29 protein-coding genes and 1 tRNA gene are annotated in these 24,318 nt (G+C 35.1%); 16 read left to right on the forward strand and 14 right to left on the reverse strand.

Annotated elements, in window-relative coordinates:
• Position 1 precedes the first annotated feature (1 nt).
• The 6 genes from FGF67_RS08190 (at position 2) to FGF67_RS08215 (ending at position 5,118) form a co-directional block, all read left to right on the forward strand.
• On the forward strand, positions 2-403 hold the full coding sequence (locus FGF67_RS08190; protein WP_139696600.1) for a RidA family protein: 402 nt from the start codon (positions 2-4) through the stop codon (positions 401-403).
• On the forward strand, positions 403-1,842 hold the full coding sequence (locus FGF67_RS08195) for an aldehyde dehydrogenase (RefSeq protein ID WP_139696602.1): 1,440 nt from the start codon (positions 403-405) through the stop codon (positions 1,840-1,842). Before FGF67_RS08190 ends, FGF67_RS08195 begins: the two co-directional genes overlap by 1 nt.
• Positions 1,843-1,879: 37 nt before the next feature.
• Positions 1,880-2,662: an SDR family oxidoreductase gene (locus FGF67_RS08200; protein WP_139696604.1), complete on the forward strand. Its 783-nt coding sequence runs from the start codon at positions 1,880-1,882 to the stop codon at positions 2,660-2,662.
• 151 nt (positions 2,663-2,813) lie between these two features.
• A complete protein-coding gene (locus FGF67_RS08205) occupies positions 2,814-3,347 on the forward strand; it encodes a 3-hydroxyanthranilate 3,4-dioxygenase (RefSeq protein WP_139696606.1) in 534 nt (177 codons plus the stop codon).
• Between the two features lie 41 nt (positions 3,348-3,388).
• Positions 3,389-4,471, forward strand: a complete 1,083-nt coding sequence (locus tag FGF67_RS08210) for an amidohydrolase family protein (RefSeq protein WP_199240671.1) — start codon at positions 3,389-3,391, stop codon at positions 4,469-4,471.
• Complete coding sequence (locus tag FGF67_RS08215; protein ID WP_139696611.1) at positions 4,471-5,118, forward strand: O-methyltransferase; 648 nt, start codon at positions 4,471-4,473, stop codon at positions 5,116-5,118. Before FGF67_RS08210 ends, FGF67_RS08215 begins: the two co-directional genes overlap by 1 nt.
• Before the next feature lie 470 nt (positions 5,119-5,588).
• On the opposite strand, the gene FGF67_RS08225 is transcribed toward FGF67_RS08215, so the two are convergent.
• From FGF67_RS08225 to FGF67_RS08245, 5 genes are all read right to left on the reverse strand, one after another.
• Complete coding sequence (locus FGF67_RS08225; RefSeq protein WP_139696613.1) at positions 5,589-5,876, reverse strand: twin-arginine translocase TatA/TatE family subunit; 288 nt, start codon at positions 5,874-5,876, stop codon at positions 5,589-5,591.
• A gap of 80 nt (positions 5,877-5,956) precedes the next feature.
• Positions 5,957-8,257: a M1 family metallopeptidase gene (locus FGF67_RS08230; protein ID WP_139696616.1), complete on the reverse strand. Its 2,301-nt coding sequence runs from the start codon at positions 8,255-8,257 to the stop codon at positions 5,957-5,959.
• 105 nt (positions 8,258-8,362) lie between these two features.
• Entirely contained in the window at positions 8,363-8,872 is a 510-nt protein-coding gene (locus tag FGF67_RS08235; protein ID WP_139696617.1) for a DUF6702 family protein, read from the reverse strand.
• Between the two features lie 79 nt (positions 8,873-8,951).
• On the reverse strand, positions 8,952-9,722 hold the full coding sequence (locus FGF67_RS08240; protein WP_139696619.1) for a hypothetical protein: 771 nt from the start codon (positions 9,720-9,722) through the stop codon (positions 8,952-8,954).
• A gap of 89 nt (positions 9,723-9,811) precedes the next feature.
• Positions 9,812-10,612, reverse strand: a complete 801-nt coding sequence (locus FGF67_RS08245) for a carboxypeptidase-like regulatory domain-containing protein (protein WP_139696621.1) — start codon at positions 10,610-10,612, stop codon at positions 9,812-9,814.
• Between the two features lie 108 nt (positions 10,613-10,720).
• On the opposite strand from FGF67_RS08245, the gene pepE reads away from it, so the two are divergent.
• Positions 10,721-11,428, forward strand: a complete 708-nt coding sequence (pepE, locus tag FGF67_RS08250; protein ID WP_139696623.1) for a dipeptidase PepE — start codon at positions 10,721-10,723, stop codon at positions 11,426-11,428.
• Between the two features lie 33 nt (positions 11,429-11,461).
• Here the strand turns inward: pepE and FGF67_RS08255 are convergent.
• Positions 11,462-11,534 (reverse strand) — tRNA-Gly (locus FGF67_RS08255).
• A gap of 51 nt (positions 11,535-11,585) precedes the next feature.
• Positions 11,586-12,011, reverse strand: a complete 426-nt coding sequence (locus tag FGF67_RS08260) for a GNAT family N-acetyltransferase (RefSeq protein ID WP_139696625.1) — start codon at positions 12,009-12,011, stop codon at positions 11,586-11,588.
• A gap of 105 nt (positions 12,012-12,116) precedes the next feature.
• Between FGF67_RS08260 and FGF67_RS08265 the strand changes: the two genes are divergently transcribed.
• On the forward strand, positions 12,117-12,536 hold the full coding sequence (locus FGF67_RS08265) for a GNAT family N-acetyltransferase (RefSeq protein ID WP_233244042.1): 420 nt from the start codon (positions 12,117-12,119) through the stop codon (positions 12,534-12,536).
• A gap of 72 nt (positions 12,537-12,608) precedes the next feature.
• Positions 12,609-13,376 (forward strand): M48 family metalloprotease, encoded by a 768-nt coding sequence (locus tag FGF67_RS08270; RefSeq protein WP_139696630.1) that lies wholly within the window; start codon positions 12,609-12,611, stop codon positions 13,374-13,376.
• 69 nt (positions 13,377-13,445) lie between these two features.
• Here the strand turns inward: FGF67_RS08270 and FGF67_RS08275 are convergent, their stop codons facing one another.
• On the reverse strand, positions 13,446-13,847 hold the full coding sequence (locus FGF67_RS08275; protein WP_139696632.1) for an ankyrin repeat domain-containing protein: 402 nt from the start codon (positions 13,845-13,847) through the stop codon (positions 13,446-13,448).
• A 250-nt stretch (positions 13,848-14,097) separates the two neighbouring features.
• Here FGF67_RS08275 and gpmI point away from each other — a divergent pair, with 250 nt between their 5' ends.
• The 5 genes from gpmI (at position 14,098) to FGF67_RS08300 (ending at position 18,224) form a co-directional block, all read left to right on the forward strand.
• The gene (gene gpmI, locus FGF67_RS08280; protein ID WP_139696634.1) at positions 14,098-15,615 is read left to right on the forward strand and encodes a 2,3-bisphosphoglycerate-independent phosphoglycerate mutase; all 1,518 of its coding nucleotides are present in this window, start codon (positions 14,098-14,100) and stop codon (positions 15,613-15,615) included.
• 128 nt (positions 15,616-15,743) lie between these two features.
• Entirely contained in the window at positions 15,744-16,148 is a 405-nt protein-coding gene (locus FGF67_RS08285; RefSeq protein WP_139696636.1) for a BT0820 family HAD-type phosphatase, read from the forward strand.
• Between the two features lie 116 nt (positions 16,149-16,264).
• Positions 16,265-17,083, forward strand: coding sequence for a type I methionyl aminopeptidase (map, locus tag FGF67_RS08290; protein ID WP_139696854.1), 819 nt, complete (start codon positions 16,265-16,267; stop codon positions 17,081-17,083).
• Between the two features lie 3 nt (positions 17,084-17,086).
• Positions 17,087-17,851, forward strand: coding sequence for a class I SAM-dependent methyltransferase (locus FGF67_RS08295; protein WP_139696638.1), 765 nt, complete (start codon positions 17,087-17,089; stop codon positions 17,849-17,851).
• 7 nt (positions 17,852-17,858) lie between these two features.
• A complete protein-coding gene (locus tag FGF67_RS08300) occupies positions 17,859-18,224 on the forward strand; it encodes a DUF423 domain-containing protein (RefSeq protein ID WP_139696640.1) in 366 nt (121 codons plus the stop codon).
• 7 nt (positions 18,225-18,231) lie between these two features.
• On the opposite strand, the gene FGF67_RS08305 is transcribed toward FGF67_RS08300, so the two are convergent.
• Entirely contained in the window at positions 18,232-19,233 is a 1,002-nt protein-coding gene (locus FGF67_RS08305) for an FAD:protein FMN transferase (protein WP_139696642.1), read from the reverse strand.
• 9 nt (positions 19,234-19,242) lie between these two features.
• Positions 19,243-19,620, reverse strand: a complete 378-nt coding sequence (locus FGF67_RS08310; protein WP_139696644.1) for a Na(+)-translocating NADH-quinone reductase subunit F — start codon at positions 19,618-19,620, stop codon at positions 19,243-19,245.
• Between the two features lie 61 nt (positions 19,621-19,681).
• Between FGF67_RS08310 and FGF67_RS08315 the strand changes: the two genes are divergently transcribed.
• Both FGF67_RS08315 and FGF67_RS08320 read left to right on the forward strand, forming a co-directional pair.
• Positions 19,682-20,125: a Na(+)-translocating NADH-quinone reductase subunit F gene (locus FGF67_RS08315; protein WP_139696646.1), complete on the forward strand. Its 444-nt coding sequence runs from the start codon at positions 19,682-19,684 to the stop codon at positions 20,123-20,125.
• A gap of 50 nt (positions 20,126-20,175) precedes the next feature.
• Positions 20,176-20,751, forward strand: coding sequence for a c-type cytochrome (locus tag FGF67_RS08320; protein ID WP_139696648.1), 576 nt, complete (start codon positions 20,176-20,178; stop codon positions 20,749-20,751).
• 63 nt (positions 20,752-20,814) lie between these two features.
• On the opposite strand, the gene nqrF is transcribed toward FGF67_RS08320, so the two are convergent.
• The 4 genes from nqrF to FGF67_RS08340 all read right to left on the reverse strand — a co-directional run bounded on the left by nqrF (position 20,815) and on the right by FGF67_RS08340 (position 24,317).
• Positions 20,815-22,125: an NADH:ubiquinone reductase (Na(+)-transporting) subunit F gene (gene nqrF, locus FGF67_RS08325; RefSeq protein WP_139696856.1), complete on the reverse strand. Its 1,311-nt coding sequence runs from the start codon at positions 22,123-22,125 to the stop codon at positions 20,815-20,817.
• A 1-nt stretch (position 22,126) separates the two neighbouring features.
• On the reverse strand, positions 22,127-22,849 hold the full coding sequence (gene nqrE / locus FGF67_RS08330) for an NADH:ubiquinone reductase (Na(+)-transporting) subunit E (RefSeq protein WP_139696650.1): 723 nt from the start codon (positions 22,847-22,849) through the stop codon (positions 22,127-22,129).
• A 75-nt stretch (positions 22,850-22,924) separates the two neighbouring features.
• Entirely contained in the window at positions 22,925-23,572 is a 648-nt protein-coding gene (locus FGF67_RS08335) for an NADH:ubiquinone reductase (Na(+)-transporting) subunit D (protein ID WP_139696652.1), read from the reverse strand.
• 1 nt (position 23,573) lies between these two features.
• Entirely contained in the window at positions 23,574-24,317 is a 744-nt protein-coding gene (locus FGF67_RS08340; protein WP_139696654.1) for a Na(+)-translocating NADH-quinone reductase subunit C, read from the reverse strand.
• Between the last annotated feature and the right edge of the window lies 1 nt (position 24,318).

The raw sequence follows: 24,318 nt of genomic DNA on the forward strand, positions 1-24,318 counted from the left end.
TATGAAACAATCTGTAACACCGAGAGGCGCTTATCCTCATACCAAACGTGTGGGCGACTTTATTTTTGTATCAGGAACAAGTGCTAGGCAACCAGACAATAGTATTGCTGGGGTTCAAGTTATTGATGAAATGGGAACCAAAAAGTTTGATATTGAAGCGCAAACCAGAGCTGTTCTAGAAAACATAAATAAGAATTTAACTCAGGTTGGTGTTTCTATTACCGATGTGGTTGATGTAACTACCTTCTTAGTAAGCATGAATGATTTTGCGGGATATAATAAAGTGTATGCCGAATTTTTTAAAAAAGAAAACGGGCCTACACGAACTACTGTTGCTGTACACCAATTACCACATCCTGATTTACTCATAGAAATAAAAGTGGTAGCTTACAAAAAAGTATAATGAAGATTCAAAACTACATTAACGGCACATACCAAAACCCAAATTCTCAAGATTGGCTAGAGAATTTTAATCCGGCCAGTGGCGAAGTGTATGGCTTTATACCTAATTCAAATGAAGTTGATGTAGAACACGCTTTTCTTGCTGCAAAATCAGCTTTTCCTAGTTGGTCACAAACTTCTTTAGAAGAAAGAAGCCGCATACTCATAAACATTTCAGAATTACTTGAAGCGCATTTAGAGCGTTTTGCAGAAGCAGAGAGTATAGATAACGGCAAACCGCTAACTGTAGCTAAAACTATAGATATTCCCAGAGCAGCAAGTAATTTTCGTTTTTTCGGGCATGCCATCACCCAATTTGCAAGTGAAAGCCATGAAACAAAAGGATTTTCGGCTATAAACTATACCCTAAGACAACCCATAGGTGTGGTTGGCTGTATTTCTCCTTGGAACCTCCCCCTTTATCTGTTTACATGGAAAATTGCGCCAGCCATTGCAGCGGGCAACTGTGTTATAGCCAAACCAAGTGAAGTAACCCCAATGACAGCTTACATGCTTGGAACGCTTTGTACTGAAGCGGGTTTACCGCCTGGTGTACTAAATATTATACACGGTTCTGGCGAAAAAACAGGACAAGCCATTGTAAAACATCCTAATATAAAAGCCATTTCGTTTACTGGCGGAACAAAAACAGGGGCTACCATAGCTAAAATAGCGGCTCCTATGTTTAAAAAATTATCTTTCGAACTGGGTGGAAAAAACCCCAATATCATATTCGCTGATTGTGATTATGATACCATGCTTGAAACCACGGTAAAATCATCTTTTTCTAATCAAGGACAAATATGTTTGTGTGGCAGTCGTATTTTTGTGGAACAGTCCATTTATACTAAATTTAAATCAGATTTCATACAAAGTGTCAAACAACTTAAAGTTGGACACCCCATGGAAACTGATACTGATATAGGCGCCTTAGTTTCGCAAACACATTTAGAAAAAGTTTTAAACTATATGAGCATAGCGCGTTCTGAAGGACATAATATACTGTGTGGTGGACATCAAGTTCTTGTGAAAAATCATGAAAATGGTTATTATTTAGAACCTACGGTGATTGAAGTTAACACGAACAACTGCCAACTTAACCAAGAAGAAATATTTGGTCCTGTTGTAACCATTATGCCTTTTGAAACTGAAGAAGAAGTTTTAAACATGGCCAATGCATCAAATTACGGCTTATCGGCCACTATTTGGACTAACAATTTAAAACGAACCATGCATTTTACAGAACACCTACAAGCTGGAATTATATGGGTAAACACATGGATGCTCAGAGATTTAAGAACACCTTTTGGAGGCACAAAATCTTCTGGTTTAGGACGTGAAGGTGGTTTTGAGGCTTTACGTTTTTTTACAGAACCTAAAAATGTTTGTATTAAGTATTAAACAATCAAATAATAAAATATACTAACCAAAAAACTCTATGGATTTAAAAATCAATAATAAAAACGCTCTAGTATGCGGAAGCACAGAAGGCATAGGAAAAGCCGCAGCTATGGCTCTAGCCGCAGAGGGCGTTAACGTAACCTTAGTGGCTAGAAACAGAGAAAAACTAAAAGCCGTCCTTGCCGAATTACCACAACATAGAAATCATAGCCATATTGTGGCCGATTTTTCTAACCCAAGAGACCTTCAGGAACAAGTAATAAAATTTATTGAGAATCATCATGGATTTCATATTTTGGTAAATAACACTGGTGGTCCCAGAAGTGGTCAAATACTTCACGCAAGTCTTGATGAGTTTGACAAAGCGTTTACGCAGCACATAAAATGTAATCATATTTTAGCCCAAGCCACTATTCCGTTTATGAAAGATGTTGGATTTGGCAGAATTATTAATGTAATTTCAACATCTGTTAAAGAACCTATACCAGGACTTGGAGTAAGCAATACCATTCGCGGGGCCGTTGCCAGTTGGAGTAAAACATTAGCTACAGAGATTGGAGCATTTGGTATCACAATAAACAATGTTTTACCAGGCTTTACAGATACAAACCGTTTAGCCGAAATTATTCAAATAAAGGCAAACGCTGAGGAAACAACGGTTGATGAAATGACCAAAATCATGAAAAACTATGTACCTGCAAAACGCTTTGCACAACCCGAAGAAACCGCTAGTGTTATTGCTTTTTTAGCTAGTGAACAAGCTGCCTATATAAATGGCGCGAATATTCCTGTTGATGGTGGCCGAACTAAGTCTATGTAAAAATAATCCTTGAAGCTTTAATAGGATTTGAGGTCTTTGTATATTAGTAGTGAATTCGCGTTAAGGATAGAAGCGGCATCCTTTTTTGTTTAAGCAAAAAAGATATAGTGAATAGCCTGACCCTCGTGGTAACGCCTAAAATAATATTATAATGAGTACGTTAACATCACCCATAAATTTTAAGGCTTGGATTGAAGAAAACAGACATCTGCTAAAACCACCTGTAGGGAATAAAGTAGTTTGGAAAGACGCCGATTTTATTGTGATGGTTGTTGGTGGCCCGAACAACAGAAAAGACTATCATTACAATGAAACACCCGAATTTTTCTATCAAGTTGAGGGAAACATTGTACTGAAAATTATTGATAAAGGAACACCTAAAGATGTACAAATTAAAGAGGGTGATATTTACTTACTACCTCCAAAAGTACCGCACTCACCACAACGTGGCCCTAATACCGTTGGGTTAGTTATTGAGTATAAACGCCCAGAAGGCATGAGAGATGCGCTGTTATGGTTTTGTGAAAACTGTACCACAAAACTCTATGAAGAAGATTTTACTCTGGAAAATATTGAAACCGATATGCCCAAAATATTTGACAAGTATTACAGAGATACAACAAAACGAAGCTGTCCAAATTGTGGTACAATTATGCAACCGCCTTCGCAGGTTAAAATAGATTGATATTTTAATTTTAAAGATTCCTGACCTCTCAGGATATAATCATGAAACGTAAATTAAGGATTAACGGCCATTCTCATTTACTTCCTTATCCAGAGGAAATTCCCGAATTTATGCAAGAAAAAGGCATTTTTTGGGTAGATAAAGATAGAAAGTTCATGCTTCAAAAAGACTGGAAACGCCCTGTTACAGATTCCAGTTTTTTCTTAAATGAAAAATTAGAATGGATGGCTCGTAATAAAATTGATCATGCGGTTGTTCTCAATCTGTCACAACTTTACGGTAATGGGTTACGCGTTGAAGAAATGAAAAAAGCACTACGATTTCAAAATGATTTTAATGCCAGAATACAGCACGAACATCCTACTAAATTCACCTGTGGATTTGTAGTGCATCCTGGTTTTTTGAGAAGTGCCTGTTGGGAAATTGAACGCTGTGTGGAACAACTCGGGTTACAATTACTTTGTTTGCCCACACATTATATGGATTCTATCGGTACCTGGCGGTGTATATTTGATGAAGAAAACGAACCGCTTTTTGAACTGGCTAACACATACAACTTAGCCGTTGAAATTCACCCGTATGATGGTGAGAAATTTATTAAACTAGAAAACACATCCTGGCGATTTCACCTCATCTGGATGTTAGCCCAATGTGGTGATGCGTATCACTTTTTAACCTTAAATGGTTATCAAGAAAAATTTCCTAACATGCGCACCTGTTTTGCACATGGTGGTCAATTATCACAAATTAATTTAGGAAGACGCATACAAGGATTTGACGGTAGACCTGATTTATTTGAAGGCAAACACCACCCTAGAAAAGCCGTAGGACACAAAAATATTTTCTTTGACACTTTAGTACATGATACCGGTGGCTTAGAACTGCTTATCAAAAACCAAGGCGCTAAACAGGTTATTATGGGCCTTGACGACCCGTATCCGTTAGGTGAGATGGAAAGCGAAAAACAATCATCCTATCCCGGTAAAATTTTAGATTTGGCCATAAAAAATAAAATCATCAACCAAATAGAATATGAAGCCATCTGGGAAGATAATGTGATAACATGGCTGTGTGGCGACGATGAAAACGCAAAAGAAAAGTTGATAAACAGAATTTTGAACTAATGCATTTTATACCTGAAGAATTAGATGATTACGTAGTAAATCACTCTGAAAATGAACCAGAGTTACTACAAGAACTCAATAGAGAAACCTATCAAAAAATATTACAGCCCAGAATGCTCAGTGGGCATTATCAGGGACGGCTGTTAAGCATGATTTCTAAATTAGTAAACCCTAAAAACGTTCTAGAAATCGGCACCTACACAGGGTATTCTGCCTTGTGTTTAGCTGAGGGTATGCAAAGATCGGGTGAATTACACACTATTGACGTGAATGAGGAGCTCTACGATTTTCAAAGAAAATACTTTGACAAATCTAATTTTGGCAACCAAATTTTTCAGCATTTAGGAGACGCACTAGACATCATTCCTACACTAAATAAAACCTTTGATTTGGTCTTTATTGATGCCGACAAAGAAAACTACAGTTATTATTTTAACGTGATTATTGATAAATTAAATATGGGAGGACTCATATTATCTGACAACGTGCTTTGGAGCGGTAAGGTTTTAGATAAAACCTTTAAAAAAGAAGACACGTCTACACCAGCCCTTATTGCTTATAATAAACTTTTAAAAGAAGACCCTCGTGTTGAAACTGTTGTTTTACCAATTAGAGACGGATTAACCTTGAGCAGAAAAATAAAATAACCGTATAGCTTTTAACAGAGTGGGTATAATTATGTAAACCAATAAATTACCAAGCTTGTGTATCATTTTACCAAAACATTTTAGAATTACCCAGTTTGTTTAAAATGATACACTAACCTGCTTCTCCTTTGGCGATGCCTAGTTAATGGTTTAAATTGATGACTTTAATGAGAGTACAACTAATGAATTGGAGCGCATTAAAACATGCCTAAGAATGCATGTGCCCAATGTTAAATTATGGATAAACAAAGTGACTTAACATAATATTCCTATAAACTATAAGGAATATTCTTAGGAAAAGGTAGCTAATTTTTTTGATCCCGATGGAAATTTACGCGCTTTTAAAGACAGTTTAACTTTTGAAAATCAAATAGAAACTTATGCCAAAGCGCCTCATTGAACTTCCTATGTAAACATGTTTTAATTCAGATTAATAAAGGAAAAAGGCTTCAAGGAAATGTCCTAAAAACCTAAAACTTACGTCTTACAGAACCCGTAAAGTCTTCTAAATCATCTTTAACTTTATCTAACTCCTTTTTTACATCAGAAGTCACACTAGTATCTATGCCATGATTTTCGGCCGTTTTGGTAATTTCATGCTTAATTTCATTAGACGCGTCTTTTAATGTTCTCATACCTTTACCAAGGCCTCTTGCTATTTCTGGTAATTTATCGGCACCAAAAACCATAACAGCAATAAACATAATGAATGCTATTTCTGCTCCGCTAATAAATAGAAATGTTGCTAATTGTATCACAGCACAAATATAGTGAGTTCATTTCTTAGAATAAAAAAAGCCGATTTAAAAAAATCGGCTTTTCTGAAAATAATATGATTTTAACTTTTAAGTGTTGATTTGAATTGTTCAAAATCACTAGGTTGTTCTTGCTTAGGCCATGAATTATTTGACGTATCAATATCGGCCGTTTCCTCATTAGGATCTATTATAATTGAAACAATTTCTTTCTCAGAAGCTACAGCCTTAGTGACTTCACTATCATTAAATCGCCATATCTGTGCTGGATAGGTTTCTGTTTTTGATGTACCATCTGCATAGGTATACTTTACAATGATAGGCATGACTAAACCTCCTGGCTTCTCAAAAGTAATGTTATAAAAATACTTTGGTGTTTTCAAATTTTTTCTTTCCTCTGGAGAGAAATTATCCATAACATACTGTTTTAATGGAATGGAATTTTCCAAAAGAGTGCCATCACGTAAAGACTCTTCATAATCTTCACTGCCCTCCTCTACTAAATAAACCAATGGTTTTAAATTCTTTAACGGAAAACCTTGTTTTTCAGCCACGTTTCTTACAAACTTATTGGGTGAGGAGGATACAAAATATCTTTTCACATCTTTAATACCTATATCAACCCAGTCTGTAGTATAAAACCAACCTCTCCAAAACCAATCTAAATCAAAAGCAGAAGCATCTTCCATCGTTCTAAAGAAATCTTCTGGTGTGGGGTGTTTAAACTTCCACCGGTTGGCATACTCCTTAAAAGCATAGTCAAAGAGTTCTTTTCCCATAACTGTTTCTCTAAGAATATTTAATGCGGTAGCTGGTTTTCCGTAAGCATTATTTCCAAATTGATAGGTATTTAACCCTTTGGTCATGATAGGTGCAATATAATCTTGATTGCCACTCATGTAAGGCACTATTAACTTGGCTGGTCCACGATCTGAAGGAAAGTGCTTATCTTGAGGGGATAGCGCCTCTGGATATTTTTGTCCAAAATCTTGCTCGGCAATATATTGTAAAAAGGTATTTAAGCCTTCATCCATCCAAGTCCATTGACGCTCATCACTATTTACAATCATAGGAAAGAAATTGTGACCAACTTCATGAATAATCACCCCCATCATACCATATTTTACACGATCACTATACGTGCCATCTTCTTTAGGGCGACCATAGTTCCAGCAAATCATTGGGTATTCCATTCCCTGTTGCTTAGCATGTACTGAAATAGCTTTGTGATACGGGTAATCAAAAGTCATTCTTGAGTAAGACTCTAAAGTACTCGCTACAGCTTTTGTTGACCATGCTTCCCATAATGGGTTGCCTTCCTTAGGATATAATGAAACCGCCATAACATCTTTTTCAGAAATTTTCACAGCCATCATATCTAAAATGAATTTTCTTGAGGTTGCAAAGCCAAAATCACGTACGTTCACAGCTTTCAATTTCCAAGTTTTCGTCTCTTGAGAAAAGAGGCCTTCTTTAGCTATAACTTCGTCTTGACTTACAATAATAACTGGTTTATCATAAGACGTTTTCGCCTCCTCATAGCGTTGCATCATCTCTTTAGAGTAAACCTCTTTTCTATTTGTTAATTGGCCCGTACCCTCTAAGATATGATCTGCAGGAACCGTAATATTCACCTCATAATCACCAAACGGTAAGGCAAACTCATCTCTACCCCAAAACTGAGAATTTTGCCAGCCCTCAACATCACTATATACTGCCATTCTTGGGTAAAACTGAGCAATAACATAGGCTCTATTACCATCTTTTGGAAAATACTCGTATCCAGACCGACCACCTTCAACGACATGATCATTAACATTGTACCACCACTTAATTGAAAAGGAAAACTTCTCACCATGCTTTAATGGTTTAGGTAATTCTACCCGCATCATCGTTCTATGAATAGTATACGGTAATGGTTTTTTATTGGTATCTGTAACTTCCTCAATAGTGAACCCGCGCTCTAATGGCTTATTCATATAATTCTGAACAAAGCTTGAAGGTTCAGCATATGGTGGAATCGATTCAGATTCAATCAACGGAGATTTAGAATCTTTTGCTCTTTGATTTTGATCAAGTTGCACCCAAAGGTAGGTTAATTGATCTGGAGAATTATTGGTATAGGTAATGGTTTCAAAACCCGAAATTTTTGCCTTTTCATCATCCAAGACAATATCCATTTTATAATCGGCCTGCTGCTGGTAATAAGCTACCCCGGGGGCTCCCGAAGCAGCACGATACATATTTGGTGTAGAAAATTCATCATACAGCTGCCTAAATTTATTCGTATTTGTATGACCTGTTTTTACTTGTTCTTTCTCTTGTGCATGCACTGAAAAAGCAGCAATAATCAGTACTAAACAAACGCAAGCAATGTTTCTCATTCCTATTTTATAATTAAAAATTGTAGTTTATTTCAACCAATAACAACAAAAATTGTTATTCAAATAGGAGCGAAATTATAAAATTATACAGCAAACATAGCTGTTTTAATCAAATTTTAACACTACCGAATCATTTTGAGAGAGAAGAATGAAGCTCTTTTGTTTATTATTAATGTTGGTTTTAATAATATTCTGCTGGTCTTCAAAAAGATCAAATAACACCTTATTGCTTATTTCAAAAGACTTTATTTCTGTTATGCCTTCAATTTCCATATAACATTTTATAACATCGGTATCATAGGCTTTTCCAAGAAACTTCACAATATATGGTGTTCCATTTATCTTAATGCTGAGTTTATCCTTCAAGTACCTCCCAATATAACCATCAATACGTTCAGACTCATCGTTGTTATCAAGTAGTATGATTTTATCATCAAAACGTTCTCTTAAAAGACTCTCAAAATCATCAATAAAAATTCTGGAAATAATTTGCAATGACTGTTTTTCTTTCACATACTCAATTTGTGTCACACTTACATAGTATTTATGTACTCCTGTAAAAGCAAAGATGGGGAACAAAAACACACAAAAAAGAAATTTAGAAATGCTGATCATATTGCAAAAGTAGTTAATTTATAGATTTTTATGACGTTCTAAAAGCAACCCTTGTCTTCAAATATATTTTGAAAATCAATTAATCCTGTAAGGCTGTTCTATTTTTTTGATACTGTATATACTTCATTTTCAAAAACGTAAAAATGATTAAATCTGATTTATTCTGACAGCTGTCCATAAAATTCTCATCATCCATACAGAAATAGAAAAAATCCATTCTTAAATCCGGTTCTAACGGATACGACGTAAAAAATTCATCAGACCATCTTGCTTTTACGCGTTGCATTAAAGTCTCCTTTCTCTCCATTTTCACTTGGTTTTTCAATCTCTTAGTTCTTCCTGTAATAGCATTGATAATAGGATTTAATGGCACAATACCACCTCCTGTTGTGGCTTCGTGTAAGCGTCTTTCCCCTATGGTTGCTATTTTTCCTTGATATCCAGGAATACCTACATCATAAAAATTGATTGGAGCTTTACCTTCAGTTGTCTTTATATCTTGTGTTAAATTACCAGATAGCACCTTACCTACAACAACTTCATCTAACGCATTTACTTGTTCCTCTAAATGTACTTTTACGGTTTTACTTAAAATCATTTTTGGAGTCATAACTAATTCTTTGTCTTTATGTTGAACCGAAGAAAATTGTATGGTATCATTAACTTTTACTGAAATCTCAAACACCCCTATTGTATTTGTAATGGTAAATACTTGAGCCGTTTTATTAATAACGTGAATGTTTTCAACATTTGATGTACTCTCAACTTTTCCTGAAAGTATCACGCTTTGACTGTGAGTAGAAAACCAAAACAAACAACCAAAAATAAAAATAGAAAGTAAACGCTTCAAAAACAGTAGTTGATTAATTGTTTAAAGTAAGTCCTTCAAATCTTAATCTTTTTGTAAACCGTTTGTAAAGTTATGTTAAAATAAAAGAGTTATTTTTTTGTAGATAAAAACACCTTACTCTTTTGATGTAGCAACTCAAGAAACTCCATTTCGTTACCATAGTTAAGCAACGAAAAATCAAAATCATCTCGTTGCACATACTGTATAAATTCTTGAACCCGATGTTCTGGTATATCAAAGTTGTCAACCAAAAACTCTGAACCAAAGTAATATTTCACAGACTCAATAGGTACTTCTGGAATTTTCACTTTGTCTTTATCTTTAGCGCCAGACCTGAATAAAGGCAATAGTAACTGATCAACCACATTGACAATATTCAGACCATTTATCATATGCTGCTGCTGTGAAGCCATTGTTATATTATTCACCTCTGTTTTGTTATCCTTCTCAAAATTATAATCGCTGCTATGCTTCACACCAAAATACAGAGCATCTAATTTAGGATTAAAAGCTTCGGCTCCTTCAATATCTGTGCCTAAATCACCTGTTAATTTCTGATCCAAAACGATGACCTCGTCCAATTTATTAATTTCTTCAATCATAAATAATTTCATACTTCCTGATGCTATGATAGCTTCATTGACTCTAAATTCAATGCTTTGATATTGAAGCGCACTCACTTGAATTAAATCGTTTAAAGCCACGGCAATAGTAAACTGACCATTTTCATCAGAAATAGTTCCTTTATTTGAAGAGGTGTTGAAAATGGTAATACCCGAAATATCATTACCTTCAACAATAATTTTTCCTGCAACATCAATTCTATTAATAGTTTGCGAATAACCCAAACTAGTTGTTAAAAAAGCTAAAACAACAATAATATGCTTCATTTATTTTTTATTTTCAAATTACCACATAATTTTCTATTCCTAAAGTAAAATGTACTAAAATTTTTCTAAACAGAAATTTAACTAGTTTTGCTGAAATGTCTTATTGAAATGAAAAACATAATAATAGCAAGCACCTCAACCGTTCACGGCAGCGGTTACCTTGATTATATTGTAAACGACTTAGAACGCTTTTTTGAGAAGGCTCAAACTATTCTTTTTATTCCTTTTGCCCGACCAAGCGGTATAAGTCATGACGCCTACACAGAAATAGCCCGTAAGGGATTTCAAAAAATTAATAAACGTGTTATTGGCCTTCATGAATATGAAAATAAAGCAGAAGCTATTAAAACAGCAGATGCTATTTTTACGGGGGGCGGAAATACCTTTGTATTAACCTATCAGTTGTATAAAAATAATTTAATTTCCCTATTACAAGAAGCGGTTTATGGTGGCATCCCTTATTTAGGCACCAGCGCTGGGAGTAACATTTGTGGATTAACTATAAAAACCACTAATGATATGCCTATTGTATACCCCCCAAGCTTTAATGCATTGGCCCTTGTACCATTCAATATCAACCCACATTATTTAGATCCAGACACCTCAAGTACACATATGGGAGAAACCAGAGGGACCAGAATAAGAGAATTTCATCACTATAACACCCCTCCTGTTGTGGGATTAAGGGAAGGCAGCTGGATACACGTTAAAGGGCAGTCTATTATTTTAAAAGGTGATTTAAGTGCTAGAATATTTGAATATAATAAAGCACCCTATGAAGTCTTTCCAGGTACAGAGTTAAACCATTTAAAATAAAAAAGCTTCACCGTTATTGATGAAGCTTTTTTGAGCGGGAGACCGGGTTCGAACCGGCGACATTCAGCTTGGAAGGCTGACGCTCTACCAACTGAGCTACTCCCGCGTTAATCGGTTGCAAATATATATAAACTCACCTATCATTTCCAAGAAAAAATTATAACTTTTTTAAAAAATGAAAGCCTAAAATTTCAAAGCCTTCCTTAAAATAAAACTTATGAGACAAAGCATTTGTAACATAAGTATTTAGCTCTATAGCTTCTACTCCTTTGGTTTGCACATAATCATAAATCCAGTTAAAAAAACGATGCCCTAACCCCGTACCTCTATAAGCATCATCAATATAAACATGATCGGGTTCTACGCTATTACCAGAATAATGCCTTGTACAAAACCAAAGTCCGCAAACCCCAATAATATTATCTTCATCAAAAACCACAGCACATTCATAGTGCTGAGTTACCATATCTAAAAAACGCTTTTGTAAGACCTCCGTTGAAATACGGGCTTCATTTAACTTATAAACCAAGGGCACAACCTCATGTATGCGCTCTGGTTCAAGAATTTTAAATTTGAATGTCATATCATTCTTGCTTTATAAAAGCAATTTATAAATATAAATTAATATGTTTGAATGTTCCATTAAAAAACTGAAGCTATCAAAACTAACAACTATCGCATACACGAGATTTCAGCAGAAGAAACCTTTCAGGTAAGGCAACCTGTTCTTAGACCTAACAGACCTTTAGATACTTGCAAATTTGATGGCGACTTACTAAATACTACATTTCATTTTGGTTTATATTTAAATGAAGAATTATTAGGCGTTTGTTCTTTTTTCAACAATACTTACAGCGGTATTTCTAGCAAAAACCAATACCAGCTAAGAGGAATGGCTGTTCTAAAAACGTTTCAAGGTCAAGGCTTAGGTAAACTAATTTTACAATACGGTGAAAACTTTATGAAAGAAAAAGGTGCAGATACTATTTGGTGCAATGCTAGACAACTTGCCGTGCCCTTTTATAAGAAGAATAATTATGCCATTATTAGCGAACCTTTTAACATTGAACATATTGGATTGCATTATGTTATGAGTAAATCTTTATGAGTTTTTTTGAAATGCTAAAAACAAACAATGAAAAATCTTTTGTAATTTTAGTAAGCTATTTGCAAAACCATCATGAGAGGAAAAAATTTTAAAGTCAGACTATTAATAGGTGCCGCTATCGCACTGTTTTTTGTTTTTAAACGCTGTAGTCAACAAGAGGTAAATCCATATACAGGACGTACACAAACCATATCAATGACACCAGACAAGGAAATTGCTATAGGATTACAAAGCGCACCTCAAATGACAGAGCAGCATGGCGGTTTGCACCCCAACAATCAATACCAAACTTTAGTTGATAATGTTGGCGCCAAATTAGTAAATAATAGTATTGCCCGAGAAACTCCTTACCAATATGAATTTCACCTCTTAAATGACCCAAACACAATTAATGCTTTTGCCTTACCAGGTGGGCAAATTTTCATTACCTATGCCCTATTTTCGAAATTAGAGAATGAAGATCAACTTGCTGGTGTTTTGGGGCATGAAATAGGTCATGTTCTGGGTAGGCATAGTGCAGAACGTATTGCTGAAAGTGAATACTGGCAAGGCTTAACTACGGCGGGTTCTGTAGGTGCAGATATGGGTGAACTTGTAGCTGGTATAGGTCAAAATACATTATTAACAAACGGACGAGATGACGAACTTGAAAGTGATGATCTTGGGGTTAAATTCATGATAAAGTCTAATTACAACCCCGAAGAAATGATTGGTGTTATGGAAATTTTAAAAGCTGCAGCCGGACCAAACCGAGTTCCTGAATTTCAGAGCACGCACCCCGATCCAGACAATAGAATTGAGAGAATACGTGAAGCTATAAAAAAACATCAAACTAATTAACACAAAAAAGCCCTGACATGTCAAGGCTTTTTAAAAATGACTAACTCAAATAATTATTATACGTTTTTCTTAACAATTATTTTTTTTCTTAGCAAGCGCTTCTTCTATGATTATTAAGGCTTCATCTGCACCGTGCAACTTGGCATAGTCTGCCGCAGTTTTCTTTTTTTCTGATCTCACTTTTAAATTAGCTCCTTCAGCAATTAACAGCTTTAAAATTTCAACTCTGTTAAACTTAGCTGCATACATAGCTGGCGTCATGCCGTTTGATTTTTGGTTAATGTCTGCACCACGGTCAATTAATTTTTTTACGGTTTCAAAATCACCTTTGGCAATTGAAACACAAAAAGAATTTACTTTAAAAAAAGCCTCAACTTTAAAATCGTTTGAGGCAACAGGTGATGAAGTAGCATTTACAGTACTTAAAGAAAAGCATAATGCCACAGCGGAAATGATGATTGTTTTTTTCATGATGAAAGATTTTAGTTTGATTAAATGATTACGTTTTTTGATATACTAAAGAGACGATAAAAATTTGATTCTGTTACATAAAATATTTTTTATAACAGATTTTTAACGTTTGATTCACAATTTGTTAACGAAATCGTTTTCTTAAAAAATTATCCTAAAAACCTTTGTTTTTCAGGGTTTTTCAAAGGTTTCGATACCTGTTTTTTATATAACTTCCGTATCTTTGTTTGCATTAAAATTTTAACAAAAAATGAATAAAAAAGTTATCCTAATGATACTTGACGGGTGGGGAAATTCACCTGATCCAAAAGTCTCTGCTATTGATCATGCCAATACGCCTTTTATAGATTCTTTATATAAAAAATATCCTTTTGCAACCCTTCGTACAGACGGGTTACACGTTGGACTACCTGAAGGCCAAATGGGAAACAGTGAAGTGGGGCATATGAATCTTGGAGCTGGCCGTATTGTATACCAAGATTTGGTTAAAGTTAATTTGGCTGTTGAAAACAAAACTTTAAATAAAGAGAAAGTCTTAGTTGATGCCTTTAACTATGCTAAGGAAAACAATAAAGATATTCATTTTTTAGGTTTACTTAGTGATGGTGGTGTACATTCTCATATCAACCATCTAAAAGGCCTTGTTGATGCGGCTAATGAGGCTGGAATAGCCAATAGCTATGTGCACGCTTTTACTGATGGTCGTGATGTTGACCCTAAATCTGGTGCTGGCTTTATTAAACAACTTGAAGATCATATTGAAAACACTAACACTAAAATTGCCTCTATAACTGGTCGCTATTATGCCATGGATAGAGACAAACGTTGGGAACGCGTTAAGCTAGCTTATGATGCTATGGTTAATGGTATTGGTCAAAAATCAACAAATGCCATTGAAACCATTCAAGAAAGCTACGATAATGATATTACTGATGAGTTTATCAAGCCTATTATTATGACTGATGATTCAGGAAATCCTGTAACAACCATAAAAGAAGGGGATGTAGTTATCTTCTTTAACTTTAGAACCGATAGAGGACGTGAGCTTACCGAGGCCTTATCTCAAACCGATTTCCATGAACAAAACATGCATAAACTTGATTTGTATTATGTTACCTTAACAAATTACAATGACACCTATAAGAATATCAATGTTATTTTCAACAAGGAAAATTTAACCGAAACCTTAGGTGAAGTTTTAGAAAATCATAACAAAAAGCAAATTAGAATTGCTGAAACAGAAAAGTATCCACATGTCACTTTCTTTTTCTCTGGAGGAAGAGAAGCTGAATTTAAAGGCGAACAACGTATATTAAGAAACTCACCTAAAGTTGCTACTTACGATTTAAAACCAGAAATGAGTGCTTATGAGCTTCGTGATGCTTTAGTGCCTGAGCTTGAAAAAGGAGACGTTGATTTTGTATGTTTAAACTTTGCCAATGGTGACATGGTAGGACATACTGGTGTTATGGAAGCCGCTATTAAAGCCTGTGAAGCTGTAGATACATGTGTTAAAGATGTCGTGACCACAGCTCTAGAAAACAACTACACCACATTACTTATTGCAGATCATGGAAACTGTGAAACCATGATTAACCCTGACGGAACCCCTAACACAGCGCACACCACTAATCCTGTTCCTGTTATTTTAATTGATAATGAATTGAAAGAAATTAAGGATGGTATTTTAGGAGATATGGCGCCAACCATTTTAAAACTCATGAATGTACCACAACCTGAAGCTATGACAAGACACGCGTTAGTGTAGTAGTATTCAGTATACATAGTAATGAAGCCTTGTTTAAAAAGCAAGGCTTTTTTTTATTCCATGATGCTCAAATATCCTAATCCCCAAAAAATATGTATTTTTGTACAAACCCAATTCTATAAGTATTTATGAATTTTAATCTTCAGCTTACCATTGCAGTCGATTTTGACGGAACTATTGTTGAGGATGCCTATCCTAAAATAGGCAAACCTATGATTTTTGCATTTGAAACTTTAAAAAAACTGCAAGAAGAAGGACACCGTTTAATACTATGGACCTATAGATGTGGTGATAAATTAGAAGAGGCTGTCAAATTTTGCGAAGCCAACGGCATACACTTCTATGCCGTTAACAAAAGTTTTCCTGAAGAAGAATTTGATCCTGCTTTTAGCCGAAAAATAAATGCCGATTTGTTTATTGATGATCGCAATGTTGGAGGGTTTCCTGGTTGGGGCGAAGTATACCAACTATTGACCGATACTGAGCCTATTATACCACAGAAAAAAGGAGGTCTTTTTGGGTTATTTAAGTAATAACATCCGTAAGCCCTTTTTTAAATTTTTCAATGAATTTTGGGCTGCATACGGTTCATCTTCTCCTATATGAAAATGGTAAAATTTAAGTATCTTTGCATCCTATTTTTGATGTTATGATAACTGTAAAAACACGAGAAGAAATTGAATTAATGCGTAACAGTGCATTAATTGTTTCTAAAACCTTAGGAGAACTAGCCAAAGAAATTAAACCAGGCGTAACCACATTGCAATTAGATAAAATTGCCGAAACCTGTATTAGAGATCATGGCGCCGAACCTGGATTTTTAGGCTTATATGATTTTCCTAATACGCTTTGTATGAGTCCCAATTCGCAAGTAGTTCATGGCATACCTAATGGAGACCCTTTAAAAGAAGGTGATATTATTTCTATAGATTGTGGCGCTCTAAAAGATGGTTTTTACGGTGATCATGCCTATACTTTTGCTGTTGGAGAGATTGATCCAGAAACAGAAAAACTGCTTCAAGTAACCAAAGAGTCGTTGTATGTTGGTATTCGCGAGTTTAAAGCAAATAATCGTGTTGGTGATGTAGGGTACGCCATTCAAAAATACTGTGAAGATCATGGTTATGGTGTAGTAAGAGAACTGGTTGGTCATGGCTTAGGAAAAAAAATGCATGAAGACCCAGAAATGCCAAACTATGGTAAACGTGGACGCGGCAAAAAATTTATTGAAGGTATGGTGGTAGCCATTGAGCCAATGATAAATATGGGCACGCAACGCATAAAACAGCATAGAGACGGTTGGACAATTACAACGTTAGATGGCAAACCTTCTGCTCATTTTGAGCATGATGTTGCTTTAATTGATGGTAAACCAGAATTACTATCTACATTCGCTTATATTTATGATGCGTTAGGTATTGAGAGTGAGGAAGAAGATGAATTCAGACAAAAAGCTTTAGTGCTTTAATGCATGAAAAAGACTTTTAAGTTTATTCTTAACCTTGTTCCTAGACCTTTATTAATCAGGCTTAGCTATATTATTAGGCCTATTTTAGCCTTCTTTTTAAAAGGCGACAAATACACTGATCCTATTGACGGCAAAAGTTTTAAAACGTTTTTACCTTATGGATACGGGCAGCAGCGTAACAATGTATTATCGCCTTCGACCCTTTCTTTAGAACGTCATAGGTTACTTTGGTTGTACTTAAAAAATGAAACTACTTTCTTTTCTGCCCCTTTGAAAGTGCTACATTTTGCTCCAGAGCAGGCTTTTTTCAAGCGGTTTAAAAACATGTTGAATTTAGATTATACGACTACCGATTTAAATTCGCCTTTGGCTGATGTAAAAGCTGATATTTGCAACCTACCGTTTGAAGATAACACCTTCGATTTTATTTTATGTAATCACGTTCTTGAACACATACCAAATGACACTAAGGCGATGGAGGAATTATATCGTGTATTAAGAAAGGGCGGTACTGGTATTTTTCAAATCCCTCAGGATCTAAATCGAGCTACAACTTTTGAAGACAACACGATTACAGATCCTAAAGAACGTGCTAAAATTTTTGGACAATACGACCATGTTCGTATTTACGGCCGTGACTATTTTGATAAATTAAGACGTATAGGTTTTAAAGTAGATGAAGTAGATTACACTAAGCAACTGCCAGATGCTGAAATTGCAACTTATTGTTTAGCTAAAGGAGAAATAATTCCTGTTGTTTATAAGTAAAAAAAGAATGTCTGAACAAATAGTTATTTCAACAGGTGCATTATTTGGGTTACTCGCTGTGATTTTCGGAGCCTTCGGTGCACACGCTTTAAAGCAAACCTTATCTGAAAATCAATTGAAAAGTTTTGACGTTGGTGTTAGATATCAAATGTACCACGCTATTGTTTTATTAATTTTAGGATATAGTTCAATAGATACCGCTCATGTTGTTTATTGGTGTTTTACTTTGGGTATTATTTTATTCTCATTCAGTATCTACGTCCTTGTTTTGTTTGATGCTAAAGGTCGAAAATTAAAATTTTTAGGCCCTGTTACACCTATTGGCGGACTGCTTCTAGTGTTGGGTTGGTTATTAATATGCTTCCAATTTTAATAGTAAATTATGAAGCTTCAGGAAACCCATTAAGCGCCAAGGTTTCAATATCCTTTTGCTCATTTTCAAAAATTAAAAACACCTTAAGTTCGGGGTGTCGCTCTAAAAAGAGCTTGATTTTTTCAATTCCCATAGCTTTAAAAGCCGTAGCATAAGCATCAGCCACCATACATGTTTCGGCTATTACAGAAATACTTAGCAAATTTGTTTTACTAGGATAACCTGTTTGTGTATCAATAATATGTGCATATCTGTTTCCATTCTCATCTACCTTAAACTTTCTGTATGTTCCTGAGGTTGCCATAGCCTCATCTTGTAGCGCTATAGCCATTAAAATAGATTGTTTTCCATCAAAATTAGGATTTTCTACCCCTACCTTCCATGGCATATTCTTTTCAGCATTTATGCCTTTCACTCGAATTTCTCCTCCAATTTCTACTAAATAATTGTCTATATCCTGCAATTCTAGAAACGCTCCAATGACATCCACACCGTATCCTTTGGCTATAGCATTAAAATCAATAAAAGTAGCCTTGGGTTTAACAATGCCGCTATCTACTATTTTAACTTTGCCAAAGCCCACAGAATGCATTAAGCTATCTATTTTCAAACTGTCAAGATTAACAATTTTACCTTCAGGGCCAAAATCCCAGGCATTTACAACAGCACCAATAGTAGGATCAAAAACACCATTAGTTTCAGAATAAATAATTTTAGAAGCTTCAAATACATGCCTAAAATGTGCATCTACCTTAACCGCTTCATTTCTATTCACCTTTGAAATATCAGAGTTTTGCTGGTAAGTTGACATACTTTTATTTATAACATAAAACAGGCTATCAATTTGATGGCTAAAATCTGTGCTTGAATCATATATGATAGAATAACCTGTTCCAAAAACACCCCCAGATAGTTTGGTGTTTTTTACCTGTTTTTCACATGAAAACAGTATTACAACAAACAATATACCAAATATATGTTTACCTACATATGCGTTAATAAGCCTCATTATTTTAGATTAGTTTAAATTTGTTTCTAAAACCTGAATTCCATTATACTCTAACAAATAATCCTGATTCAAATAAATGGGTTCCTTTTCACCTGCTAAACTACCAATGCCAACGCCTGCATACAAAACAATGGCTTCCTTTTCTCTAGCGTGTTTTTTAAAAGATTCCATCCAAACTACATCATAATTATTGGGGTTATCAGGCAAAATCACAGCACGGACTATAACAAAGTAGTATTGATTGTTCTTATCTATACAAACAAACTGTGGATGTTTTTTTAGTTTACTATTTACGGCTATAAACTCAAAACCACGCTTCTCAAGATCCTTTCCAACGTGATTCATGGCTAAATTATGTAGTTCTTGTGCTGTAAGGGGTTGACTCATATTGCAAAAATAACATTATAATTCGTATAAATTTTGTAAATTATAGTCAAAACAAAATTCCATGAAAGCAAAATCACGATTTGAAGTGGCCATCAAAAAGCTTTATATAGCTTTTCATGATAATACCTTAAACCCCGAATGTTGCAAGCAATGTGCGGTAGGTAACATTTTGGACAATACCGATAGTTGGAAACATTTATCTGACCATCATGGCTCTTTAAAATTAAATTATATTGGACGCGTACACCAAAATTTGGGACGAAAATTTAATGGTTACACGCCAAAAGAATTGATACAAATAGAAGTTATTTTCTTGGCCGCTTGTGGTTATGACCTGCCTATAAACCATCAAAATAAAAAACCTAAATATCCTAAAAATAAGGATGTATTATTTAAAGGACTTAGTGCTGTGATTAAATACCTTTGTAAATTGGAAGGTAAACGTAACATCATGGATTACACAGCATTACTCAAACAAAAACACTACCCTTTTTCTATCAATTAACTTCTTCTTATTTTTTCAAGTGTAATTTTAACCAATAAACCAACCAACTAATGAAAAAACAAAGAATTTTGGCTTTTATGTTTGCTTTTGGCTTGCTATTCAGTGCTTGCCAATCAAAAAAAGAAGAACAAAAAGCCTATCAACCTGTTAGTGCAAGCGCAATTAATCCTGAAAAAAGAGGTAAATATCTTGTTGACACCAATGGATGCCATGACTGCCACTCACCAAAAAAGTTTACAGAAAGAGGTATGGAAGTAGATACTACTAGAATTTTATCTGGTCATCCTGCTAATGAAGCATTACCGCCATTTGATCCAGAAACTGCAAAATCATATATCCTTTTCTCTATAGGACTTACGTCGGCAACTGGTCCATGGGGTACTTCTTTTGCGGCTAATTTAACCCCGGATGCTACGGGTATTGGGACATGGTCTGAAGAGCAGTTCTTAACCTGTATTAAAAAGGGACTTTACAAAGGTTTAGAAAACAGCAGGCCTTTATTACCTCCAATGCCGTGGGAACATTATAAAAATTTTACTAACGATGACTTAAAAGCCATCTTTGCATACCTCAAGAGTATCCCTGCTGTTGAAAATGCTGTTCCTAATAATATACCACCTCAATGATAAAAAAATCCCAACTAATTATTAGCTGGGATTTTTTTGTATCTCATAAAATTTCAAAGGGGATTATCCTCCAAAGTCATCAAATCGGATATTTTCATCTGGTAAACCAAAATCTTCACCCATTTTTTGAACAGCTTTGTTCATTAATGGTGGTCCACAGAAATATAACTCGATATCCTCGGGCGCATCATGCTTGCTTAGATAGTTGTCAATTACACAGTTGTGAATAAATCCAACAAAACCATCACCTTCTGTATCGTTAATGTCTTTCTTCACTTTCCAGTTATCCTCTGGTAAAGGCTCAGATAGTGCTAAATAAAATTTAAAGTTAGGGAAACTATCTTCTAATTGTTTAAAGTGATCTAAATAGAATAACTCACGTTTAGAACGTCCTCCATACCAATAGGTCACTGTTCTTCCTGTTTTTAATGTTTTGAACAGATGGTATAAGTGTGAACGCATTGGTGCCATACCAGCCCCACCTCCTACGTATAACATTTCGGCATCACTCTCGTTAATGAAGAACTCACCGTAAGGTCCAGAAATGGTTACTTTATCGCCTTGTTTTCTTGAAAAAATATAAGAAGAAGCAACCCCTGGATTAACGTCCATCCAATCGTTTTTAGCACGATCCCATGGTGGTGTAGCAATACGCACGTTAAGCATAATGTCACGTCCTTCAGCTGGGTAAGAAGCCATAGAGTAGGCTCGCTCAACAGTCTCATCGTTTTTCATTACTAATGGCCATAAACCAAACTTATCCCACTCGTCCTGAAACTTATCTGGCGTTTCATGTTCTTCAGGGTGTGCCGTAATATCTATATCTGAATATTTTACTTCACATGGTGGAATTTCAATTTGAATATAACCACCCGCCTTATAGTTCATATCTTCTGGAATACGCACCACAAATTCTTTAATAAAAGAAGCCACGTTATAATTTCTAACTACTTCAGCTTCCCATTTCTTGATTCCAAAAACTTCTTCAGGAATAGAAATATCCATGTCTTGTTTAACTTTTACCTGACAAGCTAAACGCGCTCCATGTTGTAATTCTTTACGTGTAAAGTGCGGCGTTTCTGTTGGAAGCGCTTCACCACCTCCTGAATTTACGTGACACTCACATTGAATACATGTACCACCACCACCACAAGCTGATGGTAAAAATATTTTTTGACTTCCTAACGTTGAAAGCAAACTTCCTCCTGAAGCCACTTCAATCTCTTTCTCACCATTAATAGTAATTTTAACTGGCCCTGACGGTGATAATTTTTGCTTAACAAATAAAAGTAAGGCAACCAATAATAGCGTTACTACTAAAAACGCTATTACCGTTACTACGACCATTCCTGTTGTACTTGCTGCTAATATCATATTATTCATTTACTTTTATGTTGTTAGCCATCTCTTTTTCGTTATCGTCTACCACTTTTTTTTCAACTTGAGCTGTTTTTTCTTCTTTAGCACCTTCATCATCCCCACCGGTTAACATACCACCAAAACTCATAAATCCTATCGCCATTAAGCCTGTAATGATAAATGTAATGCCCAAACCTCTTAATGCAGGTGGTACATTAGAATATCTTATTTTCTCACGAATAGCTGCAATGGCTAAAATGGCTAAAAACCATCCAATACCAGAACCTATACCGTAAGTAGTTGCTAATCCTAACGTAGGTATCTCACGAGACTGCATAAACAATGATCCACCTAAAATAGCACAGTTTACTGCAATAAGCGGTAAGAAAATCCCCAATGAGTTGTATAATGATGGAGAAAATTTCTCCACTACAATCTCTACTAACTGTACCATGGTTGCAATAGTTGCAATAAACATGATAAAGGATAAGAAACTTAAATCGTAATCTGCATACTCAGCACCTAACCATTTACCCAAAGCACCAGGTTGTAAAAGATACTGATCTAAAAGCCAGTTTAACGGTACTGTAATGGCTAATACAAAGATTACCGCAGCACCAAGACCTACTGCTGTACTTACTTTTTTAGACACCGCCAAGTATGAACACATTCCTAAGAACGTGGCAAATACCATGTTGTCTATAAATATTGATTTGAAAAATAATTCTATATGTTCCATTTTATTAGTTATTTGTTATGTGTTATTTGCTCATGGTTTTTATAAACCAAAAACCAATAACTATTAACCAATTTTTTAATGATCTTCTACTAATGCTTTATTTTTTGTACGTTGAATCCAAATAATAATACCTACAACAATTAATGCCATTGGAGCTAATAACATGAACCCGTTATTCTCATAACCAAAAGCGTATAATCCAGTTTTCTCAATTGGATCTCCTAATACAGGAAAACCTAATAAGGTTCCAGCTCCTAATAGCTCTCTAAAAAACGCTACAATAATTAAAATAACACCATAACCAGCTGCATTACCTATACCATCTAAAAATGACCTCCATGGTCCGTTACCTAAGGCAAACGCTTCAAAACGTCCCATAATAATACAGTTAGTGATAATTAAACCTACAAAAACCGAAAGTGTTTTACTTAATTCATAAGCAAAAGCTTTAAGTACTTGGTCTACTATAATAACTAAAGCCGCCACTACAATTAACTGTACAATAATTCTAATTTTTGAAGGAATGATATTTCTCATTAAAGAAATGACTACGTTTCCTATTCCTAATACAAACAACACTGAAAAAGACATTACTATAGCTGCTTCTAACTGAGCAGTAATGGCTAAAGCAGAACATATACCTAATACCTGAATGGTAATTGGATTGTTATCTGCTAATGGATCTTTAATTAATGCTGCGTCTTTTTTTGATAAAAGTCCCATATTATTTCAATGTTTTAAAGTAAGGCACATACTTTTTAAGCTCAGATTTAAGCATCGCTGTAACACCGTCTCCAGTAATAGTAGCTCCAGCAATAGCATCTACCTTGTTATCTGTTTTATTTTCGTTCTTAGGATCGTTATTTCCTTTAGCAACCGTAATTCCTGCAAAGTCACCATTTTCACTTAATAGATGTTCTCCGATGAAATCATCCATAAAATAACGTTGCTTAATATTGGCACCCAATCCAGCTGTTTCTCCTTTATGGTCAAAATAAACGCCTTGAACAACCATATCTTTATCCATAGCAACATAGCCCCAAATAGCATCCCACAATCCTTTTCCTCTAATGGGCGCTATATAATAAGTTTGTCCATCTTTATTCCCAACAAACAAAGGTAAGCGTCTTTCTTTACCAGCTTTAGCACTAGCTTGTTCCTTTTTTACATCAATTAAATAGGCGTTTTCATCTTCAGTTACCTTATCGCCTTCTATAACCAATTGCTTAGTAATATATTGATTGAACAACTCTGGTGCTTTATCTGTAGAAACAAAAACAGCACTAGTTTCATCATTATCATTTACACCCATAGCATAAAGGATATTTTGTTGTTTTTCTAAACGTTGATTATTATCAATCTTTGGTCTTAATGCCGAGGCCGTAAATGCTAACAACCCACCAACAACTACCACCATTGCTACTGCAAATAAAATGGTATATACATTTGATTCCGTCTTGTTACTCATG

The sequence above is a fragment of the Allotamlana fucoidanivorans genome (assembly GCF_006265225.1).
GTDB lineage: Bacteria > Bacteroidota > Bacteroidia > Flavobacteriales > Flavobacteriaceae > Allotamlana > Allotamlana fucoidanivorans.